Raw genomic sequence first — 12376 nt, 5'->3', positions numbered from 1 at the left:
CCGAAGCCGTATCGCGACAGGGATTCGCGATGCGATCTGGTGGCGCGCCGGCACCGGAGAGCGTTCTCGACCCGCATGAGCGGGTGGATCTCGCCGAGTTGCTCGCCGAGTCGGGGTTGACCGACCTGTTGACGCGGCTGGACCGCGAGTTGGTGGGGCTGCGGCCGGTGAAGTCCCGGATCCGGGAGATTTCCGCGCTGTTGCTGGTGGATCGGCTGCGGGAGCGCTTTGGCATCGACACCGCCCGGCCGAACCTGCACATGTGTTTCACCGGCAACCCGGGCACCGGCAAGACCACGGTGGCCTTGCGGATGGCCGAACTTCTGCGGCTGATCGGATACCTGCGCCGCGGCCATCTGGTGGCCGTCACTCGCGACGATCTGGTGGGGCAGTATGTTGGCCACACCGCGCCGAAAACCAAAGATGTCATCAAGCGCGCGATGGGCGGAGTGCTTTTTGTCGACGAGGCCTATTATCTTTACCGTACGGACAACGACCGTGATTACGGCCAGGAGACAATCGAGATCCTCCTGCAGGTGATGGAAAGCAACCGGGACGACCTGGTGGTGATCCTGGCCGGCTACGCCGACCGGATGGATGTCTTCTTCCAGTCCAATCCGGGCATGGGATCGCGGATCGCGCACCACCTCGACTTCCCGGACTTCACGGTGGATGAACTGGTCCGGATCGGCTTGCTGATGGCGGACCAGCTGGGATACCGATTTTCCGGACCGGCGTTGCCAGTGTTGCGGGAATACCTGGAAAGGCGGCGCGGTCGGCCGCTTTTCGCCAATGCCCGCAGCGTACGCAACGCGGTGGAGCGGGCCCGACTGCGGCACGCCGGCCGGCTGCTCGCCGCCCCCGGCTTGGTCGGCCGCGCCGAGGTGACCACCCTGTTGCCGGAAGACCTGTTGGCCAGCAGGGTCTTCGAGACCGGGAGCGCGCGATGACGACAAATGCCCGCCTGCGTACGCTGGTGGAATTGGCCGATACCGGCTCCGTCCGTGTCGCCGCCCAACGGCTCTTCGTCAGCGAGTCGTCGGTATCGGCCGCGATAGGCGCGCTGGCCGTGATGTTGGCGTTCCGTTGGTGGAAAAACAGGGTCGCGGGATCCGGCTCACCGCGGCCGGGCAGGTTTACGCACGTTATGCGCGGACAATCCTGGGCACGTACGAGCAGGCGCTGGCGGCGGCCCGCAGCCAGCATTGTTCGGAGACCGGCATGGTGCGGATCGGCGCCGCAACTACCGCTGGCGAACACATTTTGCCCCATCTGCTCGCCTCTTTCCGGGTGGCCTACCCGCGGGTGGAGATCGGGTTGGAGGTGGCTCGGCGGAGCCAGGTATGGGAGATGCTTGAGCACCGGGAGACCGATCTCGCGGTGGCCGGCCGGCCACCGCGACGGCTGCCCGTACGGACCAGGGCGGTGCGTACGAACGATCTGGTCGTGGTGGGATCCCCAGCTGTCGCTGAGAAGTTCGTGGCCGAGGAGGCGACCTGGTTGCTGCGTGAGGACGGCTCCGGCACCCGGGCCGCCTGTCTCGAACTGTTGACGACGCTGGACCGGATGCCCGGTGTGCTCACGCTCGGCTCAAATGGGGCCGCGGTGGCCGCCGCGGTGGCCGGACTTGGGGTGACCCTGGTGTCGCGCGACGCGGTACGGGTGCGCTGTGCCGCGGCGGAGTTGGTGGAGCTGCCGATGGCGGGAACGCCGATGAACAGGCCCTGGCACGTGGTGACCCACGTGGAGATTTCGCCGACCACGCGGCTGATGCTGCGGCATTTGCTGGCGGATCCGACCGACGGATGGCAGCGGGCCCGAATATCGCCGGCTGGGCCATAGCTACGGAACGAAAATGCGCAAAAGTCTAGTAGTGGCGGCGCTGGTAGGCATTCAGAGAGCGCTCGTCCAGCGCGAGCACTTTACAGACGGCGGTCAAAAAGGCCACGGTAGGGCCCTGGACACCCTGTTCTACCTTGCGCAGCAGCCAAATGCTCACGTTCGCGCGGGTCGCGAGCTCGCGTTGGCTGAGGCCTTGGGCCGTCCGAGCCGCGGCGATCCGGCGTCCGACGACCCTGGTGCGTTCATCCATCCTGGTCCCGTCCGATGCGTGAGAAGTGGTCAGCACGGGTTTCCCGGTTGACGACTTTCTCCATTTATCGAGACTCGTCGAGCATATGGTAGAGCAAAATCAGCTGGGTGATGGCCAACGGCTCACTGCGCTCGCCGTTGGCGAGGTGGCCCAGCGTGTGGATAGGGTCGCCCGGTTCCAGGCCCAACTGGGCCCAGATCGCTTTTTCCACCTCCTGGCTGTCCTCTCGCGGCGCGTAGCCGTGAATATGCAGGGCATCGACCGGACGTCCGTTTTCTTCGCGATCCAGCTTGAGATGAATTGTCCAGCGACGATCCCCGGCCAACACCTTGCTGAGGTCCGGATGTCGGATAGTGGGGCGAAGCAACAACTTCGCGGACAGTGGGGTGCCAGGTGGATCTTCGCGCTCGCTGATCGGCGCGAACCGGACGACCACGTCGGCGTACTCGCGTTGCGGGCGGATGAAGTCCGCGGACTCCTGCTCGCGGCGCTGCAACTCGGCCTCGACCTGATGTTTGTCGTACCCTCGTTTTCCCACGCCGCGGTCGATTTTCCAGCGCCGCCGGATCTCCTCGGGCGGGTCCAGGTAGACGGCGATGTCGAAGCAGGCCCGCGCGAGCTTGGTATGCAACGGAAGCAACCCCTCGGCGATCACGAAATCGCCTGGACAGACCAACTCCGGGCGGGCCAGCTGGCCGGTTCGGTGGTCGTACACAGGTTTCAGAATCGGTTCACCAGTGGCCAGCAGTTGCAGGTGCTGCTCCATGATGCCGATGTAGTTACAGTCCGGGTGCAGCGCGGTGAACGGCAGTTTTCGGCGTTCTTCGCGGTCATAGCGGTGATAGTCGTCCACGCAGATGGTGGTGACCCGGCCCGGCCCGAGAAGGGTGGCGAGGCCACCGCTGAGAGTGGTTTTGCCGGCCGCGCTGTCGCCGGCGATGGCGATCATGACCGGCCGCCGCGCCGGAGCCCGGACCGCCGTCGCCCTCGCGATCCGTTGCAGCCGCAGGACCCGGTCCGGCATCGAGCCTCCTTCGGGGTCGCGCTGCTTTTTGAGGCTATCCGCGGTTGATCGGTCCGGCATCCCCCCGGATGGTGAGTGGCGAGGGGAAGTCCGCGCTTTTGTACGTCTTGCCACCTTCCGGACAGGGCTTAAACTTCCGGCATGCCTCAGCCGCTGCGGCTCGTCCTGGTCGACGACCATGAGATGGTCCTCGAGGGCATCAAGGCCGTCCTCGCGCGGTTTCGCGGTCGCGTACGGGTGCTCGCGCAGGCGGTGTCCGCGGACCAGGCGGAGGCGTTGGTGGCGACGCTGGATCCGGACGTGGTGGTCGCGGACGTACGGCTGCGGGGTCACAGCAGCGGGCTCGACCTGTGCCGCCGGCTGGTCCTGGCCGCGCCCCAGCGGCGGGTGGTGTTGCTCAGCGCGTACGACGATGAACAATATCTGTTCCAGGCGATCCGGGCCGGCGCGGCCGGCTATTTGCTGAAATCGATTGGCGGGGAGGAACTGGTCCGCCAGCTCGAGCGCGCCGCCGAGGGTGAAACGGTGGTGGACCCGACGATGGCTGGCCGCGCGGTGGCGTCGGCGGCGCGGCTGCAGGCCGGCGAGTTCTGGCCGGGCGCGCATCTTGGTCTCACCCAACGAGAAAGCGAGGTGCTGGGCTATCTGGTGACCGGGATGTCCAACCGGGCCATCGCGATGGAACTGGTGCTCGCCGACGAGACGGTGAAGAGTCATGTACGTTCGATTTACCGCAAACTGGAGGTGGGGGACCGGGCCAGCGCGGTCGCGGTCGCCCTTCGGGAAGGAATTTTCCGGTGACAGCAGAAGTTTTCCGCACGCCTGACGAGCGCTTCGAGAATCTGCCGGGATGGCCGTACGAGCCGCGCTATGTCGACGTGGACGGCCTGCGGATTCATTACGTCGATGAAGGCGCCGGCGACCCGGTGGTGTGTTTCCACGGCGAGCCGACCTGGTCCTATCTCTATCGGAAAATGATTCCGCCGCTGGTTTCCGCGGGACACCGGGTGATCTGTTTCGACTACGCCGGATTTGGCCGGTCCGACAAGCCAACCGATCGAGGCTGGTACACGTACGACAGGCACAGCGCCATCGCCGCCGCCGTGCTCGGACCGCTGGAGCTGCGCGCCGCCACTGTTGTCGTACAGGACTGGGGCGGCCCGATCGGGTTGCGGTGGGCGGTGGACAACGACGATCGGGTGAGCCGGCTGGTCATCCTCAATACCGGACTGTTCACCGGGCGGGTGAGCAGGGGATTCCTCGCCTGGCGGGATTTCGCCGCCCGGAATCCGGATTTGCCGGTGGGATCCGTGCTGCAGGGTGCGACGGCCACCGAGCTTGCCGATGACGTGGTGGCCGCGTACGAGGCACCGTTCCCGACCGTGGAGTCCAAGGCCGGCGCCGCGGAGTTTCCTTTGCTGGTCCCCACCGAGCCGGGTGCGGCCGGCGCGACCGAGATGGCCGCCGTGCAGGAATCGTTGGGACGGTGGGAGAAACCGGCGCTGATCGCGTTCAGCGACTCGGACCCGGTCTTCCCGTACCCGAAATCCGGCACTGTTTTCACCGACCTGATCCCTGGCGCCGGCGAGCAGGTACGAATCGAAGGGGCGGCGCATTTCCTCCAAGAAGACCAAGGAGAGAAAATCGCCGCTCACCTCCTGGAATGGCATTCATAATTCGCAGACAGACCACTAAGCCGGGAGTGTCATTTTGAAGGTGGCCGAATAGTCCGTGCCGGTTTTGTGGGTGAGCTGCGCGGACGGCATCGCTGGTGGCCCGGTGCAGGTGACCGTTTGGCCCTCCGACACATCGGGACAGGTGAAGGCATCCAGGGCCGGGGCCGCGGCGCCGACGGACAGCAGCGCCTTCTGGGCGATCGACCACACCGCGTATTTCGCTGGAATTCCGTCCTGCAGGGTGACGTCGTCGCTGACGGTGCCGTCGGCGGCGACCGGAAATCCCCATTTATACTCAGTGTTGGAGACCACATACGTGTATTTGCCAGAGGTCCTTTTGCCGACCAGGACGGACCCGGTCGCGTAGCCATAACGACCGTTTCCGTCCCGGAGCCGGCAATGCCATTCGTGGTCGGCCGATGGTGTTTCGCAGACCGCGGTGACCGTGGTGTGCTGGTATGCGGGCAGTTGCTGGGAAAGTTGACGTTCGCTTTCGGTCTTGCTGGGCACGCTGGGTGATTTGCTCCAGATCACGTACGCGATGACCGCGACCACCGCCACCACGGCGCCGATGGCGATGGACAGCAGGGTCTTTCGCGGCGAACTCGGGCTCATCTGGTCAAGGTAGCAACCCTGGGCTAAGGACAAGTTTGCCGCGGAGGCCGCCTTTCGCGGTGAGTTCGTGGGCCACCGCGATGTCGGCCAGCGGCAGGGTTTCCTGGATCCGCAACGTGATCCGGCCGGCATCCACCAGAGCGGCGAGCTCGGCCAGCCGGCCGCCGTCGGCGAAGACCTCCTGGACGATGACGGTGGTGGCGCGCAGCGGCGGCGGCGCGAAGGGGGCTACCAGGGCGACGAAGGTGCCGCCGCCGCGCAGGGCTTCGTGGGCCGGTACGCCGACCACCGCGGCGTCAATGACCGCGTCCACCCCGCCGGGGGCGAGCCGGCGTACGGCGGCTGGCGAAAAGACCTTCCGGGGTACGAAGTCGGTGGCGCCGAGGTCGCGTACCAGCCGCTCGTCGTCGGCGACCGCGATCGTACGGATGCCGCGCAGCGCGGCCAGTTGCAGCACGACCCCGCCGACGCCGCCACCCGCGCCGGTCACGAGCACTGTCTGGCCGCGGTGCAAGCCGGCAAGCCTCAGTGACCGGTCGGCGGTCAGCGCCATCAGGGGAAGAGCCGCCGCCTCTACGAGAGAGACGGTCGTCGGCGCCGGGGCGACCGCCGATTCGTCGAGTACGACGTAGTCGGCCTGCGTACCGCCGGCGGACAGCACGTCACGCAGCCCAACGACGGCGTCGCCGCTGGTGAACCGGCTCGCGCCAGGGCCGAGCGCGTCCACCTGGCCGGACACGTCCCAGCCGAGGTACGTCTGGGGTGCCGGCGCGAGCAACCCGGCCTGGGCGAGGGCTCCGTTGCGAGTGGAGATGTCGATCTTGTTGACGGCGGCCCCGGCTACCCGTACGCGGACCTGGCCGGGTCCGGGTTCCGGGTCGGCGACGGTGGCGATCTCTAGGACTTCCGGGCCGCCGAATCGGCGGACGAGTGTGGTTCTCATGACACGCACCGTAAGAAAGCTACGATCTGGTGGAAAGGACGCACTTCAAGGTGCGTAACCGACCCGGGAGGTCGACATGGCGACGCTGTCAGCGGCCGGCCGGCGGGACGCCGAGAGCCGGGACTACAACGCCAACCTGGCCGAATGCCCTGGTCATCAGCTGTTGGCGACGCTCAGCGACAAGTGGGTGACGTTGGTGTTGAGCGCGCTCGCGGACGGCCCGCTGCGCTACAGCGGGATCTCCCGGATCGTGGCCGGCGCGAGCCAGAAGATGCTCACCCAGACGCTCCGCAAGCTCGAGCGTGACGGTCTCGTCGCACGTTCGGTCACCCCATCCGTGCCGGTACGGGTTGACTATGAACTGACGGCGTTGGGCGAGTCGCTTCTGCCCGTACAACGTGCCATTAAGACGTGGGCCGAGACGCATATCGAGGACGTGGCGACGGCCCGCGAAGCGTACGACCAGCGCTGATCGGACGTGTGTTCGCACACTTCTCGGCCACGCTTACGCAACACAGTGTTCATTTGTCGTATCCTCAACCGTCAGTGCCGGACGGATCACCTGATGAGAGCACCGTCTGGATGAATGGTTGGCCTCGGAAGGTGTGAGATGGGCTTTTGCCTGGTCGTGTCCGATGACGTACGCGGCAGTGTTGCCGTTGTGCGCCGCATGAAGGCCGTTCCAGCCCGGTGACCGCCGTCCTCACCGCGACCGTCCCTGTTCGGGCCGAGGCGCCTCGTCAGCGCGCGCTCTTCGAGTCCGGGGCGGCCGCGCCGGCCCGGACACTCCTCGACATTTTCCGCGAAACGGTCGCACGGCACCCGACTGTGGACGCCATCGACGACGGCAAGACCGTCCTGACCTACCGACAGCTCGCCGACGAGGTCGAGGTCGTACGCGCGAGCCTCGCCGCCGCCGGTATCGGCACCGGCGAGCGGGTCGGCGTTCGGATCTCGTCCGGCCGCGCCGAGTTGTACGTGGCGATTCTCGCCGTCATCGCGGCCGGCGCGGCCTATGTGCCGGTCGACGCGGACGACCCCGACGAGCGCGCCGAGCTGGTGTTCACCGAGGCCGGCGTGTGTGCGGTGCTGGGCGACAACGGCGCGATGGAGATCGTGGGCGCGCCGCTGGGCGGCGCCGCCGAACCGACCGTACGCGACGACGCCTGGATCATTTTCACGTCCGGTTCGACTGGCAAACCCAAGGGTGTGGCGGTCAGCCACCGGGCCGCGGCGGCGTTCGTGGATGCCGAGGCGCGGCTGTTCCTGACCGACGAGCCGATCGGCCCGGACGACCGGGTGCTGGCCGGCCTGTCGGTCGCGTTCGACGCGTCCTGCGAGGAAATGTGGTTGGCCTGGCGTTATGGCGCGTGCCTGGTGCCGGCGCCGCGCTCGCTCGTACGCACCGGCGTCGACCTTGGTCCGTGGCTGGTCGCTCAGGGCATCACCATCGTGTCGACGGTGCCCACGCTCGCCGCGCTGTGGCCGACGGACGCGCTGGACGAGGTCCGGCTGCTGATTTTCGGCGGCGAGGCGTGCCCGCCTGAGCTGGCCGAACGGGTCGTCGTCGAGGGCCGCGAGGTCTGGAACACGTACGGACCGACCGAGGCGACCGTGGTCGCGTGCGCCGCCCAGCTGACCGGCGACGGTCCGGTCCGGATCGGCCTGCCGCTGGCTGGCTGGCAGCTCGCCGTGGTCGGCAACGACGGCGAGCCGGTGGCGATGGGGGAGACCGGCGAGCTGGTGATTGGCGGCGCCGGGCTGGCCCGCTATCTGGACGAGGCCAAGGACGCCGAGAAGTTCGCGCCGCAACGCGCTTTGGGCTGGCAGCGGGCATATCGCAGTGGCGATGTGGTACGAGCCGAGCCCGACGGCCTGCTTTTCGTTGGCCGCGCTGACGAACAGGTCAAGCTCGGCGGCCGGCGGATCGAGCTGGGCGAGGTCGACGCGGCTCTGCAGTCGCTGCCCGATGTCGCCGGCGCCGCTTGCGCGGTGCAGAAAACGCCTGCCGGCAACCAAATTCTGGTCGGGTATGTCGTCCCGCTGGGGAAGTCCTTCGATCAGGACGCGGCCGCCAAGCGGCTTCGCGAGCATTTGCCGGCCGCTTTGGTGCCGTTGCTCGCGGTTGTCGACGACCTGCCGACGCGTACGTCCGGCAAGGTCGACCGGGCCGCGCTGCCGTGGCCACTGTCCCATGTGGACACTTCGGCCGCCGACCTGACACCCACCGAGGTCTGGCTGGCGGCCAGCTGGGCGGACATTCTCGGCATTGCGGTGAGTACGCCGAACGCCGACTTTTTCTCCAACGGCGGCGGAAGTCTGACGGCCGCGCAGCTGGTCGCGCGGATTCGCGAACGGCACCCGCAGGTCGCGATCGTCGACATTTACCAGAATCCGAAGCTGGGCGCGCTCGCTCGGGTGTTGGACGCCGACGACAGCGCACATGAGGCTCGTCGCGATGTCGCGCCGACCCCGCTCCGGACCGGCATTTTGCAGTCACTGCTGATGATTCCGCTGATGACCCTGGTCGGGTTGCGGTGGGCGGTGGTGGCCGCCGCGATCAGCAACGTGTTGCCGGTGGTCTGGGCGCCGTCGGTTTCCTGGTGGTGGATCGCGTTCGGCTGGCTGCTGCTTTTCAGCCCGCCTGGACGCATACTGGTCGCCGCTGGGACGGCCCGGCTGTTGCTCCGGGGTGTACGTCCCGGCACGTACCCGCGTGGCGGCTCCGTCCACTTGCGACTGTGGACGGCCGAGAAGCTGGTGGATCTGAGCGGTGTCACCAATGTCGCTGGTGCTTCGTGGATGACGCATTACGCGAAGGCGCTTGGCGCGAAGGTCGGCAAGGATGTCGATCTGCATTCGCCGCCGCCGGTGACCGGCCTGCTCAAGCTCGGTCGCGGTGCCGCGGTCGAACCCGAGGTCGACTTGTCCGGTTACTGGGTCGACGGGGATCGCGTTCATATCGGCAAAATCCGGATCGGCGCCGGGGCCCGCATCGGCGGTCGCAGCACCTTGCTCCCGGGCGTACGGATCGGCAAGGGTGCCGAGGTCGGCGCTGGCTCGACGGTTCGCGGCGCGGTGCCGGCCGGACAGCGCTGGGCCGGCTCGCCGGCCGGTCGTACGACCGGTGGCAGCGGGATGAAGTGGCCGACCGCGACCAGCGAGCGGTCGCGTTTCTGGGCCGGAATGTACGGCGTGACCTCGCTGCTGCTCGGCCTCGTGCCGGTGGTCGCCGCGGTGCCCGCACTGGCGATTTTGGGTTGGTCGGTCTCGGGAACGACCACTGTGACGAGTGCGCTGGGCTGGGCGCTGGCTGCGGTGCCAGCTGCCACGGTCGCTTATTTTGTTGCGTACGCGCTGATCGTGTTGATCGGCGTACGCGGACTGAGCATCGGTCTGGTCGCCGGGTATCACCCCGTCCATGGGCGGCGGGCCTGGCAGGTGTGGGCGACCGAGCGGCTGATGGACCTCGCTCGGGTGGGGCTTTTCCCGCTCTACGCCAGCCTTTTCACGCCGGTCTGGCTGCGGCTGCTGGGCGCGAAGGTCGGTCGTGGCGTCGAGGCGTCCACGGTTTTGGCCGTGCCGAAGATGACCAAGGTCGCGGACGGCGCGTTTTTGGCCGATGACACGATGGTTGCCACGTACGAACTCGGCCACGGCTATCTGCACGTGGCGCCGGCCCGGATTGGCAAGCAGGCATTCCTTGGTAACTCCGGAATGACCGCCGCCGGTCGCGCGGTGCCCAAGAAAGGTCTGGTCGGCGTGCTGTCGTCGACGCCGGCCAACGCGAAGAAGGGTTCGTCCTGGCTCGGCATGCCACCGATCCCGTTGCGCCGCTCGGTCGACAAGACCGATGGCAGCCGCACTTTCCGGCCGCGCCGCCGGTTGAAGCTCGCCCGCGCCGCGGTGGAGCTGTGCCGGATCGTGCCGGTGATGTGCTCGACCGCGCTCGCGGTGCTCACCCTGGCGGCTCTGTTGGCACTGTCCAAGGTGGCCGGTTTCGGCGTCGCGGCCGTGCTCAGCGGCGTCGTTCTGCTGGCGGCCGGCGTTGTTGGTTCCGTGCTGACGACCGCGATGAAGTGGTTGCTGGTCGGGAAATTCCAGGCCACCGAGCGTCCACTGTGGAGCTCTTTCGTCTGGCGCAACGAGCTGGCTGACACGTTTGTCGAGGTCGTGGCGGTGCCCTGGCTGGTTGGCGCGCTCGGTGGTACGCCGCTGCTGCCGGCTTGGCTGCGTACGATGGGCGCCAAGATCGGCCGTGGCACCTGGCTGGAGACGTACTGGCTGCCGGAGTCCGATCTGGTCCGGCTCGGTGACGGCACCACGATCAACCGGGGGTGTGTTGTGCAGACGCACCTCTTCCATGATCGGATCATGCGCATGGACCAGGTCACGCTGGACGAGGGCGCGACGCTCGGACCGCACGGCATCGTGCTGCCGGGGGCGCGCATCGGTGCTCGTACGACGGTGGGTCCGGGCTCGTTGGTGACCCGCGGTGACGCGGTGCCGGCCGACTCGGCGTGGCTGGGCAACCCGATCTCGATCTGGTCGTCGGGTCGCGGGTGAGTCCGAAATCCCCACGGCCCGCGGTTCCGACCCCTGGCGCTGACCACTCGACCGATCCCTATCTTCCCGAGCACGGTAACGGCGGTTACCAGGTGGAGCATTACGCGCTCGACCTGGACTATCGGGTCGGGCCGAATCGGCTGGCTGGTCAGGCCAGCCTGACCGCGGTGTCGACGCAGCCGCTCTCGCGCCTGAGCCTGGACCTGTCCGGGTTCCGGCTGGACCGCGTCGCGGTCGACGGCCGGGCCGCGAAATTCACTCGTACCGGGGAAAAACTGCACATCCGGCCGGCTCGCCCGGTGCCGGTCAACACCCGTTTCCAGGTCGACATTCGGTACGCCGGCAATCCCGCACCGGTGCCTGGCCGATGGGGGGACATCGGCTGGGACGAACTCACCAACGGATCTTTGGTGGCCAGCCAGCCCATTGGCGCGCCGTCGTGGTTTCCGTGCAACGACCACCCCAGTGACCGGGCCAGCTATCGGATCGCGGTGACGACGGACTCGCCGTATTCGGTGCAGGTAACGGGAAACCTGGTGTCGCGGCGGCGCCGCGCGAGCACCACCACGTGGACGTACGAGCGACCGGAGCCGACTCCGTCCTACCTCATGAGTGTCCAAATTGGACAGTACGACGAGGTGTCGCTCGCGACCTCGCCGGTGCGCCAGCGGGCCGCTGTGCCGGCCCGGCTGCGCAAGCCTTTCGGTCGGGATTTTGGCCGACAGGAACAGATCATGAAGACGCTGGAGGGGTATTTCGGGCCGTACCCGTTCGGGGAGTACGTGGTGGTTGTTACCGACGACGCCCTGGACGACCCGATAGAGGCGCAGGGGATGTCGATTTTTGGCGCCAATCACGTGGATGGGCGGCGGACGTACGAACGACTGGCAGTTCACGAGCTGGCGCACCAGTGGTTCGGCAACAGTCTGACGGTGGCCGACTGGCGGCAGATCTGGCTGAACGAGGGCTTTGCCACCTACGCGGAGTGGCTCTGGTCCGAGGCGACCGGCGGCCGGTCCGCGGCGGCTCATGCCGGTGAATGGTACGACCGGCTTTCGGCCGGCCCGAACGACATTCTGGTCGCGGACCCGGGCGTTGACCGGATGTTCGATCCGCAGCTGTACAAACGCGGGGGCCTGACCCTGCACGCGCTGCGCCAGCGGCTCGGCGACGACCGGTTTTTCCCACTCGTACGCGACTGGGCCACCATGCGCCGGCACAGCCCAGTCACCACCGAACAGTTCACCACCTTCACCGAGGCGCATGCGGGCGAGTCACTGACCGACCTCTTCGCCGCCTGGCTGTGGACCAAACCGCTGCCCCTCTTCCCAGCTAGGTGACGAAAGTAAGCTGAGTTGTCAGCCTTTTGTCATGAATTCCTGGCTTTTCGGTAAGAAGTCTTGTCAGTCATGATTTGCCGGGTGAAAATCTGCGTGCCCACTCGGGTGAAATTCCCCGCG

Annotated in this window: 11 protein-coding genes and 1 pseudogene; 8 read left to right on the top strand and 4 right to left on the bottom strand. The window is 67.2% G+C overall.

Annotated features, from left to right (window positions below; all coding sequences use genetic code 11):
* Positions 1 to 29: 29 nt before the first annotated feature.
* From ABD301_RS07520 to ABD301_RS07515, 3 genes and pseudogenes are all read left to right on the top strand, one after another.
* Positions 30 to 950, top strand: a complete 921-nt coding sequence (locus tag ABD301_RS07520; RefSeq protein ID WP_344308402.1) for an AAA family ATPase — start codon at positions 30 to 32, stop codon at positions 948 to 950.
* Positions 947 to 1024 (top strand): annotated as a pseudogene (locus tag ABD301_RS42330) (hypothetical protein); the annotation flags it as partial. The gene ABD301_RS07520 and the pseudogene ABD301_RS42330, both read left to right, overlap by 4 nt.
* A gap of 65 nt (positions 1025 to 1089) precedes the next feature.
* Positions 1090 to 1842 (top strand): LysR substrate-binding domain-containing protein, encoded by a 753-nt coding sequence (locus tag ABD301_RS07515; protein WP_279578953.1) that lies wholly within the window; start codon positions 1090 to 1092, stop codon positions 1840 to 1842.
* 25 nt (positions 1843 to 1867) lie between these two features.
* Here the strand turns inward: ABD301_RS07515 and ABD301_RS07510 are convergent, their stop codons facing one another.
* Positions 1868 to 2092: a helix-turn-helix domain-containing protein gene (locus ABD301_RS07510; protein WP_163566631.1), complete on the bottom strand. Its 225-nt coding sequence runs from the start codon at positions 2090 to 2092 to the stop codon at positions 1868 to 1870.
* A 64-nt stretch (positions 2093 to 2156) separates the two neighbouring features.
* Positions 2157 to 3116: a phosphoribulokinase gene (locus ABD301_RS07505; protein ID WP_163566632.1), complete on the bottom strand. Its 960-nt coding sequence runs from the start codon at positions 3114 to 3116 to the stop codon at positions 2157 to 2159.
* A 141-nt stretch (positions 3117 to 3257) separates the two neighbouring features.
* Between ABD301_RS07505 and ABD301_RS07500 the strand changes: the two genes are divergently transcribed.
* Entirely contained in the window at positions 3258 to 3917 is a 660-nt protein-coding gene (locus ABD301_RS07500) for a response regulator (protein WP_344308397.1), read from the top strand.
* Positions 3914 to 4792 carry a haloalkane dehalogenase gene (locus ABD301_RS07495; RefSeq protein WP_344308395.1) on the top strand — a complete coding sequence of 293 codons (879 nt, stop codon included), beginning with the start codon at positions 3914 to 3916 and terminating at the stop codon, positions 4790 to 4792. Before ABD301_RS07500 ends, ABD301_RS07495 begins: the two co-directional genes overlap by 4 nt.
* A 15-nt stretch (positions 4793 to 4807) precedes the next feature.
* Here the strand turns inward: ABD301_RS07495 and ABD301_RS07490 are convergent, their stop codons facing one another.
* Positions 4808 to 5407, bottom strand: a complete 600-nt coding sequence (locus ABD301_RS07490; protein WP_344308393.1) for a hypothetical protein — start codon at positions 5405 to 5407, stop codon at positions 4808 to 4810.
* A 4-nt stretch (positions 5408 to 5411) separates the two neighbouring features.
* The gene (locus ABD301_RS07485; RefSeq protein WP_344308391.1) at positions 5412 to 6350 is read right to left on the bottom strand and encodes an NADP-dependent oxidoreductase; all 939 of its coding nucleotides are present in this window, start codon (positions 6348 to 6350) and stop codon (positions 5412 to 5414) included.
* Positions 6351 to 6426: 76 nt separating this feature from the next.
* On the opposite strand from ABD301_RS07485, the gene ABD301_RS07480 reads away from it, so the two are divergent.
* The 3 genes from ABD301_RS07480 to ABD301_RS07470 all read left to right on the top strand — a co-directional run bounded on the left by ABD301_RS07480 (position 6427) and on the right by ABD301_RS07470 (position 12256).
* The gene (locus ABD301_RS07480) at positions 6427 to 6822 is read left to right on the top strand and encodes a winged helix-turn-helix transcriptional regulator (RefSeq protein ID WP_344308389.1); all 396 of its coding nucleotides are present in this window, start codon (positions 6427 to 6429) and stop codon (positions 6820 to 6822) included.
* A gap of 218 nt (positions 6823 to 7040) precedes the next feature.
* Positions 7041 to 10916 carry a Pls/PosA family non-ribosomal peptide synthetase gene (locus ABD301_RS07475; protein WP_344308387.1) on the top strand — a complete coding sequence of 1292 codons (3876 nt, stop codon included), beginning with the start codon at positions 7041 to 7043 and terminating at the stop codon, positions 10914 to 10916.
* On the top strand, positions 10913 to 12256 hold the full coding sequence (locus tag ABD301_RS07470; protein ID WP_425551900.1) for a M1 family metallopeptidase: 1344 nt from the start codon (positions 10913 to 10915) through the stop codon (positions 12254 to 12256). Before ABD301_RS07475 ends, ABD301_RS07470 begins: the two co-directional genes overlap by 4 nt.
* The last annotated feature ends 120 nt before the right edge of the window (positions 12257 to 12376 follow it).

Source organism: Fodinicola feengrottensis, assembly GCF_039530045.1.
Taxonomy (GTDB): Bacteria; Actinomycetota; Actinomycetes; order Mycobacteriales; family HKI-0501; genus Fodinicola; species Fodinicola feengrottensis.
Note: the sequence above shows the minus strand (reverse complement) of the source record. Positions and strands in the feature narration are given on the sequence as shown.

Coding starts and splice junctions, on each gene's coding strand:
- ABD301_RS07480 (WP_344308389.1), top strand. CDS start 6,427: ATGGCGACGCTGTCAGCGGCCGGCCGGCGGGACGCCGAGAGCCGGGAC.
- ABD301_RS07485 (WP_344308391.1), bottom strand. CDS start 6,350: ATGAGAACCACACTCGTCCGCCGATTCGGCGGCCCGGAAGTCCTAGAG.
- ABD301_RS07500 (WP_344308397.1), top strand. CDS start 3,258: ATGCCTCAGCCGCTGCGGCTCGTCCTGGTCGACGACCATGAGATGGTC.
- ABD301_RS07520 (WP_344308402.1), top strand. CDS start 30: ATGCGATCTGGTGGCGCGCCGGCACCGGAGAGCGTTCTCGACCCGCAT.
- ABD301_RS07510 (WP_163566631.1), bottom strand. CDS start 2,092: ATGGATGAACGCACCAGGGTCGTCGGACGCCGGATCGCCGCGGCTCGG.
- ABD301_RS07505 (WP_163566632.1), bottom strand. CDS start 3,116: ATGCCGGACCGGGTCCTGCGGCTGCAACGGATCGCGAGGGCGACGGCG.
- ABD301_RS07490 (WP_344308393.1), bottom strand. CDS start 5,407: ATGAGCCCGAGTTCGCCGCGAAAGACCCTGCTGTCCATCGCCATCGGC.